The sequence below is a fragment of the Brasilonema sp. UFV-L1 genome (assembly GCF_012912105.1).
GTDB lineage: Bacteria > Cyanobacteriota > Cyanobacteriia > Cyanobacteriales > Nostocaceae > Brasilonema.
In genome coordinates this window covers 69,472-86,730 of record NZ_QMEA01000008.1, presented here as the reverse complement: position 1 = coordinate 86,730, position 17,259 = coordinate 69,472, and the positions used below count along the sequence as shown (strand labels likewise).

Sequence of the window (17,259 nt, the reverse complement as noted above, 5' to 3'; positions counted from 1 at the left end):
CGCCCACGGCACTGGCTCCTCAGTTTGAGTTGGGGTTTAAATCCCCAACTCAAACTGTCTTTAATTTTGAATTTTGAGAGAAGTTGGAGCGGAGGAAACCTCCGATCCAATCTATGCCCTCCCTTGCCCGCTGCGCGAGCGGTGATGCGTGAATTTTGAATTGTTAATTGACCTGAGTGCTCTTGTTCTAATGTCGGTTAACGAATTATTCGTTAACCGACAACTGTCACCGGAATCGGAGGGTGCTTTGCTGCAGTTCGCCAAAATTTGGTAATTTGAAATACATTGAAACTAAAATCTCCCGGCTTAGCGCATAAGTTACACAGTTGTGGGGAGTGTCAAGAAAATTAAATGACTCTTAAACCGTTATTTGCTAACTCTTGTATCTTTGCAGAGTTTGATATGTTCCAGCCATAAACCAAATGATTGTCAGCTGGATTTGTGAAACTGAGATAGACTAATGAGTCGAATAAACGGATTTGTTGGACGTCGTAATTTTTTGAAGCAATCTATTGCAGGTGTGGGAGGCTTGGCTGTTGGAAGTGGTATGCAATGGATCACACAGCAAACTTTTGCTGATGCAAGTCCTGCAAATCCCAATCCAGTTAATTCAGACAAAGCCTTAAAACGATTATTGGATGGAAATAAACGATTTGTAGACCAAAAGCGAAAATATCCAGACCAATCTTTAGAACACCTGCGATTAGTTGCTAAGGGTCAATATCCTTTTGCGTCTATATTTGGCTGTGCTGACTCTAGAGTTCCTGCAGAAATTGTCTTTGATCAAGGACTTGGGGATTTATTCGTCGTACGAGTTGCTGGCAATGTCGTTAGTGACATGGCTATTGGCAGCTTAGAATATTCTACAGCAATATTGGGTTGTCAATTGATTGTGGTTTTGGGTCATAGAAAATGTGGTGCAGTCATGGAGGCGCTTGAGGAACAGCCCGCTCCTGGCAGAATTAGCTTGATTGTTGAGGGTATCAAACCAGCTGTAGAAGAAATCAAGTTAAAAACAGGTAACATCCAAGAGAATGCAATTGTCGCCAACATTCAGTATCAGGCGAAAAAATTACAGGAAAGCTCAACAATTCTGGCTAAGCTCATCCGCAAAGGTCAACTCAAAATTGTTGGCGCTTGTTACGATATTGATACTGGCAAAGTGTCTATTGTTGCTTGATAGTCACGCATCCCCCATGCGTAGAACACGGTAGCTTTTCGTAGGATTTTTGATATCTCAGAGCTTGCACCTTACCCATAGTAGGCCTTGAACTCAAGTTCAAGGCTAATAATCACGCGTCCGTTAAAACGGACTAAATGTAATTAATTTTACATTTTTAGCAGATGCAAGATGTAAGACTTTGGACTCGTGAGCATAGTCTAGAGTCAAATGTAACGAATTGTAAATTTCCAAATAATTGAATTCTACTTGTCCTGAGAAGTTAATAGGAGAGAACGACCAGTATAGGGGAAGGCGGTGAATAATCCAATTGTAAAAGTTGCTTGTATTTCAATGATCGTTGGTCTTTTTTGCGGTGTTTTAGTGGTGTGGTTGATTTATTTGCAACGGCGACGCCAAGTCGTGGATAGTTTGGTGCGGACAAACCATGTGGTTGGTCGTTTTGGCACGGTTGAAATCCCGTTTGATCACCGCAGTCAGGGAAAGGTACGTGTTAACGTTAAAGACTCTTTGGTCGATTTCGTCGCTTTTACGGACGAAGTTAAAGAGTTTAGCAAAGGCGATCGCGTCTTAATTATGGATATGAAAGGAAATAAAGTATGGGTTGTGTCCGAAAGCTCTCTCATTCAGTAAGCTGCTAAATATTCTATGAACTCGTTTGCAGCTGACTTGGAAAATAGAGAAGTGATGGACTGATTTTTTCATGCTTACTAAAGATATGCAATCTCATTTGCACATCAGCTTAATATCCTATTTTCAATTTTGAAATGACTGCTCTTTAAGTACTTTTGGCTTTTGTAACAGTAACTAACAACTAACTATGAAAGTTAAATCCCAATTTCAATCTTTCTTTGAGCATGATGTCACAGTAGTACCGCTGGCTCAAACTCAGTCAAACCCCCCAAACACTTATGAGAGAAACAATATTGAGGGGCTACTTTTTACTAGTGTTCCTATTGCCCTTTCCATATTTGGAGTCATTTTATTAGTCTGGTTTCTCAAATCTTTCCTGTGTATTTGTTCACCCAACGAAGTCTTGATACTTTCAGGGCGCAAACGACAAACCAAAGATGGGCAAGAAGTCGGTTATCGAGTGTTAGCAGGTGGACGAGCGATTCGTATTCCGATTGTTGAAACTGTCAAACGTATGGACGTGACAACAATGCCTGTACGGGTGGAAGTGCGTAACGCTTACGCCAAGGGAGGAACGCCGTTGAATATCCAGGCGATCGCCAATGTCAAAATCTCCACAGATCCTTACGTTGTTGGCAATGCGATTGAGCGCTTTCTGGATCGCGATCGCTCGGAAGTTGCTCGTGTCGCCCGCGAAACCCTAGAGGGGTATTTGCGCGGTGTTGTCGCCACTCTCACACCGGAAGAACTAAATGAAGATCGTCTGAGTTTTGCCGAACGCATCGCCTCGGATGTCAGCCGCGATCTCACCAAACTGGGACTACAACTAGACACCTTAAAAATCCAAAGTGTTTCCGATGATGTAGATTATCTCAGATCCTTGGGACGCAAGCAAATTGCGCTAATTATCCGAGATGCTGAAATTGCCGAATCAAATGCACTTACCGAAGCCGAACAGATAGAAGCTCAATGTGAAGAACATGCTTCTGTCGCCAAAACCCAGGATCGGATCATTATTTTGGAAAAACAGAACGAACTGCGCACAACTCAGGCAAAGCTAGAACAAAAAGCTCGCTCAGAAGAAGAGATTACCAAAGCTGCTGTCAAAGAAAAGAAAGCCAAAGCCGAACAACTGCTACAAACACTGCGCTCAGAATTAGAACGTCTGCGCCTAGAAGCAGATGAAGTGCTACCAGCACAAGCCCAACAACAAGCACAAGAACTACGCGCCAGAGGAGAAGCCGCACAACTGGAAGAAAAAGCCAAAGCCGCCGCCTTAGTAAACGACATCCTTTCCCAAGTTTGGCAAGAAACAGGAACTGATGCTTCCGAGGTGTTCCTAATTCAGCAAATCGAAACAGTACTCCAACAAGCAGTACAAATTCCAGGGCGAATTCAACTTGACAAAGTGAATGTGATTGACAACGGCGATGGTAAATCTTTAGCAAGTCTGGTGAATGTTTATCCAGAAATTGTTCTTCAGTTCCTTGAAAATGTCAATCGCACCCTTGGTATAGATGTAGCAGGTACTCTCAACCGCAGTCATTAAACAGTACACAGTGAATAACTGATACAGCAAACCTAAATTGTTTGTGAACATCTTCTCTCTTTTCTTCCTTTGTGTACTAGCCTACGGCACGCCGCTGCGCGTCTAGGGCGTACTTTGCGGTACCCTGCGGGAAGCCCTTCGGGTTCGCAGTCGCCTCTGTCGGGAAACCCTCCTGCAGCGCTGTCTCACCGCTCCGCGTCTACGTTTTCATAATTTTTTGTTCACGACCTATCTAAGATTGCTGTAACTGATTTGGTTATAAAAGGAAAAAAATCATGGAAATTATTGCTTTACTACTAGGAATTTTTGGAGCAGGTACTGGGGCTGCATTTTGGGTTATTCGTAACTTATACTATATTTGTCAGCCAAGTGAGGTGCTGATTTTTGCCGGGAATAGCACCCCAGTTGCAGATGGGCATTCGGTTGGATACCGCTTAGTTAAAGGTGGTAGTAGCATTCAAATTCCCCTTTTGGAGCGTACCTTCCGCATGGATCTCACTAACATGATTATCGAACTACGGGTATCGAATGCTTACTCTAAAGGTGGCATTCCCCTGACAGTGGAGGGGGTGGCTAACATTAAGATTGCAGGGGAAGAACCAACAATTTACAATGCGATAGAGCGCCTTTTGGGTAAAAGTCGTAAGGACATTGAACAATTGGCAAAAGAAACTTTGGAGGGAAATCTGCGGGGGGTATTAGCCAGTTTGACACCAGAACAGGTGAATGAAGATAAAATTGCCTTCGCTAAAAATTTACTGGAGGAAGCTGAAGATGACTTAGAAAAGCTGGGATTGGTACTAGACACCCTGCAAATTAAGAATATCTCTGATGAAGTTTCCTACCTAAATTCTATTGGGCGCAAGCAACAGGCAGAACTGTTACGGGATGCACGGATAGCGGAAGCAGATGCAAAGGCTCTTGCTGCGATTAAAGCATCAGAAAATAAACGAATTACAGAACTCAGACGGATTGGGCGAGATTTGGAAATTGCTAAAGCTGAAGCCCAACGCAGAGTCAGAGATGCACTCACCAAACGAACAGCAATGGTGGCTGAGGTAGAAGCAGCGGTGGGAGCAGAAGTGGCGCGAGTGCAAGCTGAGGTTGCTGTACAAACTGAACGCATCAAGCAGGTGGAACAGCAGTTGCAAGCTGATGTCGTCGCACCAGCAGAAGCAGAATGCAAACGAGCGATCGCTCTTGCGAAAGGAGATGCTGCCCGGATTGTAGAAGATGGTAAGGCGCAAGCTGCAGGAACACAGCACTTGGCCCAATCTTGGAAGGCAGCTGGTGCTTCAGCACGAGAAATCTTTTTATTCCAGAAGCTGGAACCACTTTTGAGGATGATGGCTGCGGGAGTTCCAAAAGTTAAGGTGCAAAACTTAACTGTCATTGATGCTAGCAATGGTACCAACGTGACGAAAATGACTTCTTTCTCAGAGCAGTTACGTCAGACAATAGGTATAGACATTGCTAAAGTTGTAGGTCATTTAGCACCCGGTGAACCAATGAGCAACCAGAATATGCATCAACATCAACAAAACACTAAATCTTAGCTAGTATCACTCTCTTGGAATTCAAAATATGGCACTATGTCCAGAGGACACGCTGCGCGAACGTGCCACGCTGCGCTATCAAAATTCAAAATTCAAAAAGTTTATATCATAAGCTTTTCGTGGATTTTGTAGACAAGGGAGCGTCTTAGCGGAGGGCATGCTTTTGCCTTGTTGTACTAGCTACTCCCTTCGGTGGTATAAGATTACCTAAGCATGATTGACTCCTCTGTCTGTGTCCTCTGTTGCCTCCTGCGGTTAAAAAATAGGTATTCTTAAGCGCACCGAAAGGAGTATCAATGTGACTCCGTGTTGATGAACTGTCAAACCAGTAATATGGATGAATTAGAAGAGCAAATTCTGCAGCTTGTTAAAGAAGCTTGTTGCCATCCACGGGGCAGTAAGGAACGCAACAAAAAACTGAATGAGATTATTTGGCTGCTTCAGCAATCAGGTAGACTTTTGAGAAGCGCGGGTATACCTGATGCTGAAGATGCGCTCCAGCAAACCTGGCTGTACTTTTGCCGTAATTTGTGTGAGACGACTACAGCTAAACATCCCTTTGATCCAGAAAAAAATAGTATCATTACTTGGGTTAATGTCTACCTTAGATACCGACTTAAAGATTGCCGCATAAAAGCTATTGAAAAAGAATATTGGACGGCTAAACCTATAGTTGATATTAATGGGCAACTAGTAGACCCTGTAGATTTCATTCCAGCACGACCAGAACCGCCTCCAATTCTAGAAGAAATTCGTCAATGGCTTGAACAAGAGGGCACTCTGTTACGTTCTATTCATGTGCGCGATCGCCCGGATATTCACTGCCAAATCTTAATTGAGCGCCGTTTACCTCCTGAAACTTCTTGGGAAGTTTTATCAAAAGAGTTTGGAGTGGCGATCGCCACCCTAAGCAGCTTCTATCAACGCGAATGCTTTCCGCGCCTCCTAAATTTTGGCAAATCTCAAGGCTATCTCTAATCATCAAATCATGAGTAACTCGACTGAAAATCTAACTATTTCCATCCCAATTCCCCTGAAAGCTCAACAGACTGCTCTTGAGTTTGCCCAAGAGCAACCGACTTCCCAGAAAGCAAGCCAGGTATACCTTAATACCTTAGCTGTACAAGTCGTTAATACCTACTTGCAAATGCTTGATATTCCTACAGATTTAGAAGCGAGTTATAGCTGGAACAAAATCGGTCGGTTGTGTGCAGATGTGGCAGATTTACAAGTCATAGGAATTGGGCGTTTGGAATGCCGAACAATCAAGACAAGCGAACAGACTTGCTCTATTCCAGCAGAAGTCTGGGATGATCGCATTGGATATGTGATTGTCCAACTGGATCAAGGCTGCAAAGAAGGAAAAATTCTCGGATTTGTGCCTACAATAACATCATCAGTTATACATATCACTCAACTGCAATCTTTGCAAGCATTGGTTGAACACTTGCATGAGAAATCTCAAGTGGTGCGGTTGCGGCAATGGTTGGAAGGTATTTATGAAGCAAGATGGGAAACGATTGAAGAATTATCTCACAGAAGTAGTCCAGCATTGGCATTTCGCTCGAAACGAGTCAAAGGAGTCGAACTTGATACCCCAGAAAAGATTCGCCAAGTGATTTCACAGTTGTATGCACGTCAGCATAAAGGCGATCGTTCACAACTTCAGCCATTTGAGGTTTCTTCTCCATCACAATTTACAGATGTTCTCGTTAATCTTTTACAAACTACTCAAGATGAAGAAATTCGTTGGACTCTGGCAGAAATTCTCTGGACAATTGCTCCCCACCACCCCGTCACTAAAGCCAGACGTATACTGGATTTGGGAATGCAACTCGCAGGTTATGCGGTGGCGCTCATGGTAGCAATTTTACAAAAACCAGATAATACTGTTGCGGTGCTGCTGCGGGTTTATCCAATCGGAAATCAGCGCTACTTACCGCCTGGTTTACAATTGGCTGGACTGTATGAAAATGGTAACCCGTTTCTGGAAGTTCAAGCCAGAGAGCTAGATGACTACATCCAATTAAAATTTAGTGCGGAATTTGGCGAACAATTCAGTGTTAGAGTTACTTTAGAAAATGCAATGATTACAGAAAATTTCTTAATTTAAAATTATAGATCCAGAAAAGGTGCTGCAGGTGGGGATGCTGGTTATCTTCGAGATTGGAAATGGCAGTTTTGAGCAGGGATTTCATGTGACATTGCGGATTGGGGAAGATGATCAGCCCCATTTTGCTGAAATTTCCGGCTGTTTGCCGCCTGCACCCGAAATTCCTCAGCGTTACCAAGACTGGCAATCAAGCTACCTTCAGTTAGAAAAGATTTATCGTATCATCGTACCTCAACAACAGATAACCAACTTTTCTACTACAGTAGAATGCCAAAATGCTGCTGTTGCACTGCGTTCTAGTCTGAATCATTGGCTGAATCAACCACCTTTGCAGCATCTAGAACGCCAGTTATTACAGAATGTCGGCAAATCTGAAACGGTGCGATTTATTCTCAAAACTCAAGATCCTCTCATCCGGCGGCTTCCCTGGCATTTGTGGGATTTGTTCGAGAATTGTTATCCTCAAGCCGAGATTGCTTTGAGTGCTGAGCATGAGCCATCCTCAAAGAGCTTGAAAAATCCTGTTAAAATTCTAGCCATCCTGGGTAACAGTGAGGGAATTAATGTTAAGCCAGATATGGATGCACTCAAAGAGTTACCAGGGGCAAAAGTCGAACCGCTGATAGAAGCATCACGAGAGCAACTTATTGACAAGTTGTGGAGTCAGCCTTGGGATATTTTGTGTTTTGCAGGACATAGCTGTAGTCAGGATGGAGATTCTCAGGGGGTTCTTCAGATTAATCCCAACGAGAGTTTATCACTAGATCGATTACGTCGCACCCTCAGATTTGCTGTGCAAAAGGGGTTGAAGCTGGCGATTTTCAATTCTTGTGATGGGCTAGGATTGGCAATAAATCTCGCTGATTTGAGGATTCCCTATGTCATAGTTATGCGTGAACCTGTGCCAGACATAGTGGCACAAAAGTTTTTGCGGTATTTCCTGACAGCTTTTACAAGTGGCGAATCCTTATATACATCGGTTCGACAAGCCCGTGAGCGGTTGGAAGAAGAATTGGAAGAGCAATATCCTTGTGCTTCCTGGCTGCCGATTATTTTCCAGAACCCCGCAGCAGCAGAGTTAAAATGGCCTCAACAGCTTCCTTGGAAAAAGATAGGACTGTTTGCAGCAGGGGTGCTCGCAGTCATCGGAATTTCTGGCATTGTATGGCGTGTGATTGATGAAATGAGTTTCTCCAACCGCATCAGTTTGGGGGAAAAGATATTACTTGAGTCAGTCAAAACTCCTGAGAAAGAAGCAGGTGTACGAGCGTTTTGGTTCAAAGATTACAAGACAGCAGTTAGCAAGTTTGAAAAGTCTCGGCAGCAAAATCCCAGTGATCCAGAAACTTTAATCTATTTAAATAATGCCAAGATAGGCGAAAAAAATGCTCTGACAATTGCAGTTGGTGTTCCCATAGGCACTAACCCGGATGTAGCGCAAGAAATTCTGCGGGGAGTGGCGCAAGCTCAAGATGAGGTGAATCGTCAAAATGGAATTGATGGCAAGCCGTTAAAAGTCGAAATTGCGAATGATGATAATGACGAAGCGATCGCCCGACGAATTGCCCATAAATTTGTAGACAATCAAGATATTCTCGTAGTCGTTGGACATAACAGCAGCAATGCAAGCGTTAAGGCTGCTGAGGTTTATCAGGCGAACAAGTTAGTTATGATTTCGCCAACCAGTAGTTCAAGAAACTTAACTGAACAGAATAATCGCCAGACTAACTACATCTTTAGAACAGTTGTTAATTCTACCATAGTCGCCAATGCTTTAGCTCCAAAAGTAAAAATGGTTAGCAAAACCAAAATTGTGTACTGTAGAGATTCCAAAGCTATTGATCAATCCTTTAAAAACGATTTTGATGCTGCGCTTGGAGACAAGCTGATTGAAATTAATTGTGATCTTGCGGATCCTCAACTTAAGCCTGAGGAAGTCATACAAAAAGCAATCAATGTCGGCGCAGATAGTCTGTTGCTCGATCCGTTTGTAGATAGAGTTGATAAAGCGATCGCCGTTGCCAAAGCCGCCAAGTCGAACAAGGAGAAACAATTAACTCTGTTTGGAAACCCTAGCATGCAAACCCAGCAAACACTCTTAAATGGCAATGGTGCTGCAGTGAACGGCATGATCATCCCAGTTCCCTGGCACCCTGCAGCCTCTGTTAACCAAGAGTTTGGGCAAAATGCCAGCAAGCTATGGGGTGATAGAAACAAAATTGGCTGGCGAGCTGCAACTAGTTACGATGCAACTCAAGTGATCATAAAGGGATTAAGGAAGGAGAATACAAGAGGCGGAATACAAAAAGCTCTATCAAATTCTTTTTCGATGGATGGAGCAACCGGAAAGATACAGTTTTCGTTATCAGGCGATCGCCTTGGCACTCCTGTCTTAATTCAAGTCAAACGTGATCCAAAAGCTTCAACTGGCTACAACTTTGTCTCGTTAGACGAAATTTCGAGCCGTATCAGTCTGGGGGAAAAATTTCTTGTCACCACTCAACCCAACCGTGTAAAGCAAGAAGGCGTAAAAGCTTTTGCTCAACAAGACTACAATAGCGCCTTCCAATTCTTCCAAGCATCCCTACAAGTGACGCCCAACGATCCAGAAGCGCGTATCTACATGAACAATGCTCAAGCTGCTCTGGGAAGAAAAACCTTTACAATTGCTGTGAGCGTTCCTATTGTCACCAACCTCAATGTTGCTCAAGAAATTCTCCGGGGAGTTGCTCAAGCTCAACATAAGATTAACAGCCGTGGTGGTATTCAAGGACATCTTTTACAGGTTGTCATTGCCTCAGATGATAACAATCCTGAGATTGCTGAACGACTTGCTGCTTTCTTTGTAAAAAATACTCATATTCTGGCAGTGGTAGCTCATAATGCCAGTGAAGCCTCTGTCGCTGCCGCGCCGGTGTATAATGACGAAGGTTTAGTGATGATTTCGGCTACCAGCTTTTCCACTAAGCTATCCAACGCAGGTAAATATATCTTTCGTGTAGCTCCCAGCATTCGTTTTATTGCCGATTCTTTGTCTGGCTACGCTGTGAGAACTGCTCACAAAAGAAATCTCGCAATCTGTGTGGATGAAAAAGCTATAGACAATCAATCGTTTAGAGATGAATTGCAATCTGCATTATACAACAATGGTGGTAATTTTGTCAAGATAAACTGTGATTTGTCTGCACCCGATTTCAACCCCAGTCAAATCATGGCTGATGCTATCCGTCAGAAAGCAGATGGCTTGGTACTAGCTCCCCATGTAGATAGAATTAACAAAGCTTTAGATTTAGCACGGGCAAATCAAAGGCGACTCGTACTCTTCGCTAGCCCCACGCTTTATACATCTGAGACTTTCAATTCAGGGCGAGCAGATGTCAATGGGATGGTACTAGCTGTACCTTGGCATCCGACAGCAATTTCAGATAATTCTTTTGGGCAAAATGCTCATAAACTTTGGGGTGGAGCGGTGAATTGGCGAACAGTGATGGCTTATGATGCAGTTATTGCCATTGCTACAGGATTGGAGAAAAGTAGCACACGCGATGGATTGCAACAAGTTTTGCGTAGTCAAAGCTTCTTTGCCAACGGTGCAACAGGAAAGATTGAATTTTTACCATCAGGCGATAGCTTAGCTGCTGCGCTGCGCGCAGATCGCAATGGCAAACCGAAATTAGTCCAAATTCAGCCAAGCAAGAAATCACCTACAGGTTATGATTTTATCCCGTTGAATCCATAGTTAGGATCAGCCGAGTCAGGGAAAAGTAAAGTTTTGTAAACAATCAGATAAGTACTGGCAGTTGTAACTGACAAACAAATGAGCGAGGTACTTAATTTTGCCTAACAGCATTTTGAATTTTGAATTCAAAAAAGGTCATATCTGGTTCACTCGTTCGTTCATTCAACATTAAAAACCCAATACTACAAGTATGAAGCTTGAAATAGCGTCAGCGCAAAGCACACGCAATCATACATATACTTACCCTGGAAAGCATTTCGCAAAGCATTGCAAGAATCGCTAAGAGCAAACGAATAAAAATGTTTGAGAGGCTTTGTAACAAACTATGAGAGATTTATGTATGAACACTCACCAATTAGATCTCTATCAGCGTATTCAGCAGTTCTCCTTGGATGAGATTGATGCAAAATTATCTTTCAGTAAACGCCTTGCGAGAGATAATAATTGGACAATTGAATATGCTCAACGGGTGATTGATGAATACAAGAAATTTGCCTTTTTAGCTATTGTTGCTGGTCATCCAGTCACCCCTTCGGATCAAGTGGATCAAGTCTGGCATTTACACCTTGTTTATACCCAATCATATTGGGAAGATTTCTGTGCTCATGTTCTACGAACGTCTTTACATCATAATCCTACCAAAGGTGGGCAACAGGAAGGGTATAAGTTTAATGACTGGTACAGTAAAACATTAGCGAGTTATGAACAGTTTTTCCAACAGCGACCACCATCCGATATTTGGTCACCTCCCCATATCCGTTTTGGCAGAGATATTCATTTTGTTCGCGTCAACACACAGCAGAATTGGATTATTCAAAAACCGGATTTCAGTTTTTTAACCAAGTTTCGTTTCAGTCGGGGTGCTGTCTGGATGCTGTCACTGCTTGCACTCGTGAGTATAATCATTTGGGATGTTCCCGCACTCGCCAGCTTTCCAAATCCAATTAATCGTTCATTATCTGAGTTTTTCAACTTTTACCTGTTAGTTGGATGTCTTGGGCTTTTGTTTACAAGTATTCTCGGCTTCTTGTTAGAACGATTCAAAAACGATTCTCGGATTGCTTGGGTGTTATTTGCTATCTTGGCGTTTGTGTTATTTAGTTTAGGGACTACTAATCTAGTGACAGGAATGTTGAGTTTAACAGGAAAAGACTTTGTTGGGTTCTACATTTTATCTGCGATCACCACTGTTATCTCTGATTTTGCCATTTCTCATTGGAAAGAAACCAAACCTTTAATATCCAGTTCTGAAAAGAGAGACAATCAAGTATTTTTGCAGTGGGAAGGGATTGCAAGCAAGTTAACAAAGCTCTCGATTTTGTGCTTATACTCTTTAGGAATCGTCAGGATGATCATCGGGTTTTCTCGACACAAACCGATTGGTTATCTTCTTGTCTTATGCCTGTGTATGGCTGTATATCTTCTATGGCTTGTAAGTCGTGAGAATGAATATTTTGACCGTTTTCTCAAAATATTCACCAATGTGATTGTTCTACTCTTAGGTATAGTTTTGCTCTTCCTGAAATTCCAGATTTTCATTTGGTTCGTCTTAGCGCTGATATTTTTTGTAGTTATATTTTCAAGACGAGGAACCTATACAGGTGGAACAAGACGAGGAGGTTATACAGATGGAACAAGACGAGGAGGTTATACAGATGGAACAAGACGAGGAGGTTATACAGATGGAACAAGACGAGGAGGTTATACAGATGGAACAAGACGAGGAGGTTATACAGGTTGTGGTGATTCAGATTTAGGCGGCGGAGGTAGTTATGGAGGTGACTCTGGCGGGTCTGGTGGATGTGTAGAAGTAGGTTATACAAGTTGTGGTGATTCAAATGTAGGCGGCGGAGGTAGTTATGGAGGTGACTCTGGCGGGTCTGGTGGATGTGTAGAAGTAGGTTATACAGGTTGTGGTAATTCAGATGTAGGCGGCGGTGGAGGTAGTTATGGAGGTGGTGATGGAGGTGACTCTGGCGGGTGTGGTGGATGTGGTGGATGTGGCGGGTGTGGTGGTTAAATAGCAATAGAAGAGTGAAAAAATCTGTGATTCTTAAACTTCTCCCACAACACTTACAAACCATTTACACCCACGCCGAAACCACGTACCCCGAAGAATGTTGCGGTATAATTCTAGGCCATCTGACAAACGAAGGCAAAACTGTGGTAGAAGTCATGCCAACAGAAAATGCCTGGAATGCAGAAACAGCGGCAGATTTTCCTAAAGATGACACATTAGATTATAGTAAGAGGCAAAGGTACGTAATCGCCCCTCAAGTCATGTTACAAGCACAAAGAGAAGCACGTGAGCGTAACCTGAATATCGTAGGTATTTATCACTCCCATACTGACCATCCAGCAATTCCCTCAGAATTTGATCGTCAGTGCGCTTGGCAAGAATACTCTTACATCATTGTTTCCGTACAAAATGGTAAAGCGAGTGACATGAAAAGTTGGTGTTTAGATGACAACCACCAGTTTCAACAGGAAGTCATTGAAAACAAAATTTAACAATTTCTAGAGACACCTCGTTTTTGGATACTATTAATAAGCTGTCTTGCATATAGAAATGCAATATATTAAGCAGCTAAAATGCTTGTCACATTTTGAGTTGTCAAGTCCGCTCTTCCTCATCAAAGTGCTATGCTCAATCCGAATCTGGATGAAATCCAGCTCACAAAAGATGATTACGAACGTTACTCCCGCCACTTGATTTTACCGGAAGTCGGGTTGGAGGGACAAAAACGCCTGAAAGCTGCCAGTGTGCTGTGTATCGGTACAGGTGGACTTGGTTCACCTCTGCTTTTGTATTTGGCTGCTGCGGGTATTGGACGCATCGGTATTGTTGATTTTGATGTTGTTGATACTTCCAACTTGCAACGCCAAGTCATTCACGGTACATCTTGGGTTGGTAAACCGAAAATTGAATCTGCAAAGAATCGAATTCTAGAGATTAATCCGTATTGTCAGATTGACTTATACGAAACTCGCCTGACTTCAGAAAACGCCCTTGATATTCTAAGACCTTACGATGTCGTAGTTGATGGTACCGATAACTTCCCCACTCGTTATCTAGTCAACGATGCTTGTGTGTTGCTGAACAAGCCCAACGTCTACGGTTCCATATTCCGTTTTGAAGGACAAGCGACAGTCTTTAACTACGAAGGTGGACCGAATTATCGTGATCTTTATCCCGAACCACCACCACCAGGAATGGTTCCTTCTTGTGCAGAAGGTGGTGTCTTGGGAATTTTGCCAGGAATTATTGGTGTTATCCAAGCAACGGAAACTGTCAAAATTATAATTGGTAAAGGTACAACTTTAAGTGGACGCTTGCTGCTTTACGATGCGTTGAACATGAAGTTCCGAGAATTAAAGCTGCGTCCGAACCCAGTTCGTCCAGTCATAGAAAAGTTGATAGACTACGAACAATTCTGCGGTATCCCACAAGCTAAAGCACAAGAGGAGAAACAGCAGATGGAAACGTCAGAAATAACAGTGAATGAGTTGAAGCAATTGCTGGATAGTGGTACGAATGATTTTGTGCTGCTGGATGTCCGCAACCCACATGAGTATGAAATTGCCAAAATTCCTGGTTCTGTTTTGATACCTTTGTCGGAAATTGAAAATGGTCAAGGCGTTACTAAGGTAAAGGAATTACTCAATGGTCATCGCCTGATTGCTCATTGTAAATCGGGGATGCGTTCTGCAAAAGCCCTCGGCATTCTCAAGGAAGCAGGAGTTGATGGTACAAATGTCAAGGGTGGAATTCTTGCTTGGAGTAAGGAAATCGATCCGTCTGTCCCAACGTATTAGGATGAACTGCAAATAAATTTCATCTGTAAGTAACGCAAAATATCTTTAGTTCAGCCTGACTAAGCAGATTTTCCTTCCGCAGATAGATGTTCTATTTCTCTTTTTAAGAAATACTCTGCTTTGTCAGGTTTTTAAAACAGTACACAGTACACAGTAAACAGTAAACAGTAAACAATGAACAGTAATAACTGGTAACTGATAACTGATAACTGGTAACTGTTAAAGTAAATAAAATTAAAGTTAGAGAAACTTGATTTAATTTAATTAACAAGCAAAACTCAAATATGCCCACTAGGCAGCTAGTTAGCAGCTAGCTCCCAGCAGGACTTCCTCTTTAATTGAGCAAGCAACTAAGGAGGCTAATGTTAGCATGTCAAATCTTCCTGAAAATCGTCATCTTAAGAATGATACAGAAAAATTTCAAACCTTAGATGGTTTACAGATACTTGTAGTAGATGATGATACTGATAGCCTTGTATTAACTACTTTTATTCTTAATACTTACGGTGTTCAAACAATAACGGCAACATCTGCCTTAGAAGCTCTTGAACTTATAAAACAATTTATACCAGATATTTTAATTATTGACATTGCTATGCCGGAAGTAGACGGATATTCGTTAATTCGTAGAATCAGAACACTCGAACCTCCACAAAATGAGATTCCAGCTATTGCACTAACAGCTATAGATTCAGAAGAAGGTTGCTACCTTGCTCTCAAGTCTGGATTTCAATCCTACTTGATAAAACCGACTGAACCTGATGAGTTAGCTGCAGAAATCACGAATCTTATGACTAAAAATCATTGAATTTCATGAGTTGAACTGTATGAGTGAGGTTACTAGATAGAAGCGGTTTGGCTGCTGGTAGAGTGTTGAATGAAAGCGGTAGCGACGAGGTGTCTTGTCCATGTTGCCTGAAAAAACTATGATAATAGATGATAACGTTTCACTTATTGTTTTTTAAGCCTTGCTCAAATTCGTCGATACACTCAAGTGAACTTGTCATTAAAGCGCATCGAGAGAGCAATGATATGTCTAACTCTGGCAACAGTTCACTTGTATCAATGCGCTCGTACCCATAGGTATCTATAAATTGCTTGGGTGTTTCTTCTCGCAAATAATATAAATTGAGTCCATTAGTTTGCCACATCCAAACTTCCTTTACACCAAGTCGCCGATAAGTCTCTAGCTTATCTATATTACCGCTTGTGATATTTACTTCGATAGCAATATCTGGAATGCTTTTTTCTTCTTTTATGCAGTAACACTCATCTGGTTCAGCACCAGCTTTTTTAGCTTTATTTCTAAAAGTCGTGCTTCCCATAGGAATACAATTAATGCGCTTTATGTACATATAATGCTCTAGCAACATAGCTAGATTTTTTTTCACTTTTTCATGTCTAATTGACGGCGACACAATTTCTAATACCCCATCCAAGTAGGTAATACGATAATGGGAATTATCCTCCAGTTTGGCTAGCAGTGCCTCATAAATTTCCCAACTTACGCCGCTAATGGTAAATCTTTCCTCTGGATCATCTAGATGTACCAGTTCTGATTCTTCTATGAGTTCTTTTAAGCTGCGTACCATATTCTGCGCTATTTGCGGTACATCATTACCGTAACACAGTCGGGAATCTGTGGCTTTCAATTCTCACAAATCAAATACGATTGCTATAGAAGCTTAAATATTAATCGCAATAATCGGGTAGAACGTAGCTTGTGTATACGCCTAACCTAGTATCAGTAAAAGCCTTTAATCATGAGAGATGTATCTTAAACGAGATATAATGAAATTACAGAATATTCCTTATGGAGAAACGCGCACTTATGCTGATATCGCCTGTGAAATTGGTAAGCCTCAGGCAGTCCGCGCTGTAGGTAGTGCTTGTGGTGCTAATCCAATAGCTCTTATTGTACCATGTCACCGTGTCCTGCGAACGGATGGTCATCTTGGCGGCTATCACTGGGGACTTGAACGCAAACAGAAATTACTTGCACAAGAGGCGAATAAAAAGCATGGTGTCTGATTTTTTTACGCCGGACTAAATGACAAGAAAATTTAACTATTAGTAACAGGCGTTTCACTCTGTACCTTAAGTTTTCGCCTTCCCCAAGGCTTGAGAACAGAAATACCAATAATGACCAAAACACATAAAGTCTGAATAATCGCACCCACAACTACGGCTTTTTGGTCAAACACATACAGTGGATTTTGCAGTGCTTGTAACCTTTGTGCGTCAGAGATAGCAGTTATTGCATTTGTCCAAGGACCAAGCCAAATTGTACCAGTAACAATGAGTGTTACGGTTGCTATCCACTTGACGATCACCCAGTAGTGTTTGAAAAATCCCCAAATCGTCAGCCAGCAAAGTAATCCACCAGTCATCAACGATAGAATGGCAGAAGGAATAATCACAAAGTCATCCAGTAATTTCATAACCCCATTGACAGCGTACAGTTCATCACCGTTGAGAGTATTTTGGTTACTCAAAGCAATAGCAATCATGCATAAAGCAGTACCAAACCAAATTCCTCCAAAGGCGACATGAAACGTTAGCAACCAGTTCTTTTGCTTGACGCTTAGCTTGTTCATATGAGTTTTTGCAAAGTTTGATTAGGCGGCATATAGTTAGCTTCCTAATCAAAATCTTACACTAGCTGATATTTCT

14 protein-coding genes are annotated in these 17,259 nt (G+C 42.2%); 12 read left to right on the top strand and 2 right to left on the bottom strand.

What is annotated here, in order from left to right; all coding sequences use genetic code 11:
- Positions 1–460 precede the first annotated feature (460 nt).
- From DP117_RS04690 to DP117_RS04640, 11 genes are all read left to right on the top strand, one after another.
- Complete coding sequence (locus DP117_RS04690; protein WP_169217164.1) at positions 461–1,180, top strand: carbonic anhydrase; 720 nt, start codon at positions 461–463, stop codon at positions 1,178–1,180.
- Between the two features lie 297 nt (positions 1,181–1,477).
- Positions 1,478–1,813, top strand: a complete 336-nt coding sequence (locus DP117_RS04685) for an NfeD family protein (RefSeq protein ID WP_169217163.1) — start codon at positions 1,478–1,480, stop codon at positions 1,811–1,813.
- Positions 1,814–2,000: 187 nt separating this feature from the next.
- Positions 2,001–3,362 (top strand): flotillin family protein, encoded by a 1,362-nt coding sequence (locus tag DP117_RS04680; protein ID WP_169217162.1) that lies wholly within the window; start codon positions 2,001–2,003, stop codon positions 3,360–3,362.
- Positions 3,363–3,637: 275 nt separating this feature from the next.
- The gene (locus tag DP117_RS04675; RefSeq protein ID WP_169217161.1) at positions 3,638–4,918 is read left to right on the top strand and encodes an SPFH domain-containing protein; all 1,281 of its coding nucleotides are present in this window, start codon (positions 3,638–3,640) and stop codon (positions 4,916–4,918) included.
- Between the two features lie 333 nt (positions 4,919–5,251).
- Positions 5,252–5,896: a sigma-70 family RNA polymerase sigma factor gene (locus DP117_RS04670; protein ID WP_169217160.1), complete on the top strand. Its 645-nt coding sequence runs from the start codon at positions 5,252–5,254 to the stop codon at positions 5,894–5,896.
- A gap of 10 nt (positions 5,897–5,906) precedes the next feature.
- Positions 5,907–7,031 (top strand): DUF1822 family protein, encoded by a 1,125-nt coding sequence (locus tag DP117_RS04665; protein WP_169217159.1) that lies wholly within the window; start codon positions 5,907–5,909, stop codon positions 7,029–7,031.
- 34 nt (positions 7,032–7,065) lie between these two features.
- Complete coding sequence (locus DP117_RS04660) at positions 7,066–10,770, top strand: ABC transporter substrate-binding protein (protein ID WP_211175915.1); 3,705 nt, start codon at positions 7,066–7,068, stop codon at positions 10,768–10,770.
- A gap of 340 nt (positions 10,771–11,110) precedes the next feature.
- Positions 11,111–12,790 (top strand): hypothetical protein, encoded by a 1,680-nt coding sequence (locus tag DP117_RS35930; RefSeq protein WP_248277526.1) that lies wholly within the window; start codon positions 11,111–11,113, stop codon positions 12,788–12,790.
- Positions 12,791–12,819: 29 nt separating this feature from the next.
- Entirely contained in the window at positions 12,820–13,281 is a 462-nt protein-coding gene (locus tag DP117_RS04650) for a M67 family metallopeptidase (RefSeq protein WP_169217185.1), read from the top strand.
- A 132-nt stretch (positions 13,282–13,413) separates the two neighbouring features.
- Entirely contained in the window at positions 13,414–14,586 is a 1,173-nt protein-coding gene (gene moeB / locus DP117_RS04645) for a molybdopterin-synthase adenylyltransferase MoeB (RefSeq protein ID WP_169217158.1), read from the top strand.
- Positions 14,587–14,956: 370 nt separating this feature from the next.
- Positions 14,957–15,394, top strand: coding sequence for a response regulator (locus DP117_RS04640; protein WP_169217157.1), 438 nt, complete (start codon positions 14,957–14,959; stop codon positions 15,392–15,394).
- Between the two features lie 139 nt (positions 15,395–15,533).
- Here DP117_RS04640 and DP117_RS04635 read toward each other — a convergent pair whose 3' ends face one another.
- Complete coding sequence (locus DP117_RS04635) at positions 15,534–16,178, bottom strand: Uma2 family endonuclease (RefSeq protein WP_169217184.1); 645 nt, start codon at positions 16,176–16,178, stop codon at positions 15,534–15,536.
- A gap of 199 nt (positions 16,179–16,377) precedes the next feature.
- On the opposite strand from DP117_RS04635, the gene DP117_RS35925 reads away from it, so the two are divergent.
- Positions 16,378–16,617, top strand: a complete 240-nt coding sequence (locus DP117_RS35925) for an MGMT family protein (protein ID WP_282440252.1) — start codon at positions 16,378–16,380, stop codon at positions 16,615–16,617.
- Positions 16,618–16,649: 32 nt separating this feature from the next.
- Here DP117_RS35925 and DP117_RS04625 read toward each other — a convergent pair whose 3' ends face one another.
- Positions 16,650–17,183: a hypothetical protein gene (locus DP117_RS04625; RefSeq protein WP_169217156.1), complete on the bottom strand. Its 534-nt coding sequence runs from the start codon at positions 17,181–17,183 to the stop codon at positions 16,650–16,652.
- Between the last annotated feature and the right edge of the window lie 76 nt (positions 17,184–17,259).

What these genes read in the sequence shown, in the direction of transcription:
- DP117_RS04690 (WP_169217164.1), top strand. Translation starts at nt 461, where the DNA reads ATGAGTCGAATAAACGGATTTGTTGGACGTCGTAATTTTTTGAAGCAA.
- DP117_RS04680 (WP_169217162.1), top strand. Translation starts at nt 2,001, where the DNA reads ATGAAAGTTAAATCCCAATTTCAATCTTTCTTTGAGCATGATGTCACA.
- DP117_RS04625 (WP_169217156.1), bottom strand. Translation starts at nt 17,183, where the DNA reads ATGAACAAGCTAAGCGTCAAGCAAAAGAACTGGTTGCTAACGTTTCAT.
- DP117_RS35925 (WP_282440252.1), top strand. Translation starts at nt 16,378, where the DNA reads ATGAAATTACAGAATATTCCTTATGGAGAAACGCGCACTTATGCTGAT.
- moeB (WP_169217158.1), top strand. Translation starts at nt 13,414, where the DNA reads ATGCTCAATCCGAATCTGGATGAAATCCAGCTCACAAAAGATGATTAC.
- DP117_RS04635 (WP_169217184.1), bottom strand. Translation starts at nt 16,178, where the DNA reads ATGGTACGCAGCTTAAAAGAACTCATAGAAGAATCAGAACTGGTACAT.
- DP117_RS04665 (WP_169217159.1), top strand. Translation starts at nt 5,907, where the DNA reads ATGAGTAACTCGACTGAAAATCTAACTATTTCCATCCCAATTCCCCTG.
- DP117_RS04640 (WP_169217157.1), top strand. Translation starts at nt 14,957, where the DNA reads ATGTCAAATCTTCCTGAAAATCGTCATCTTAAGAATGATACAGAAAAA.
- DP117_RS35930 (WP_248277526.1), top strand. Translation starts at nt 11,111, where the DNA reads ATGAACACTCACCAATTAGATCTCTATCAGCGTATTCAGCAGTTCTCC.
- DP117_RS04675 (WP_169217161.1), top strand. Translation starts at nt 3,638, where the DNA reads ATGGAAATTATTGCTTTACTACTAGGAATTTTTGGAGCAGGTACTGGG.
- DP117_RS04670 (WP_169217160.1), top strand. Translation starts at nt 5,252, where the DNA reads ATGGATGAATTAGAAGAGCAAATTCTGCAGCTTGTTAAAGAAGCTTGT.
- DP117_RS04660 (WP_211175915.1), top strand. Translation starts at nt 7,066, where the DNA reads ATGCTGGTTATCTTCGAGATTGGAAATGGCAGTTTTGAGCAGGGATTT.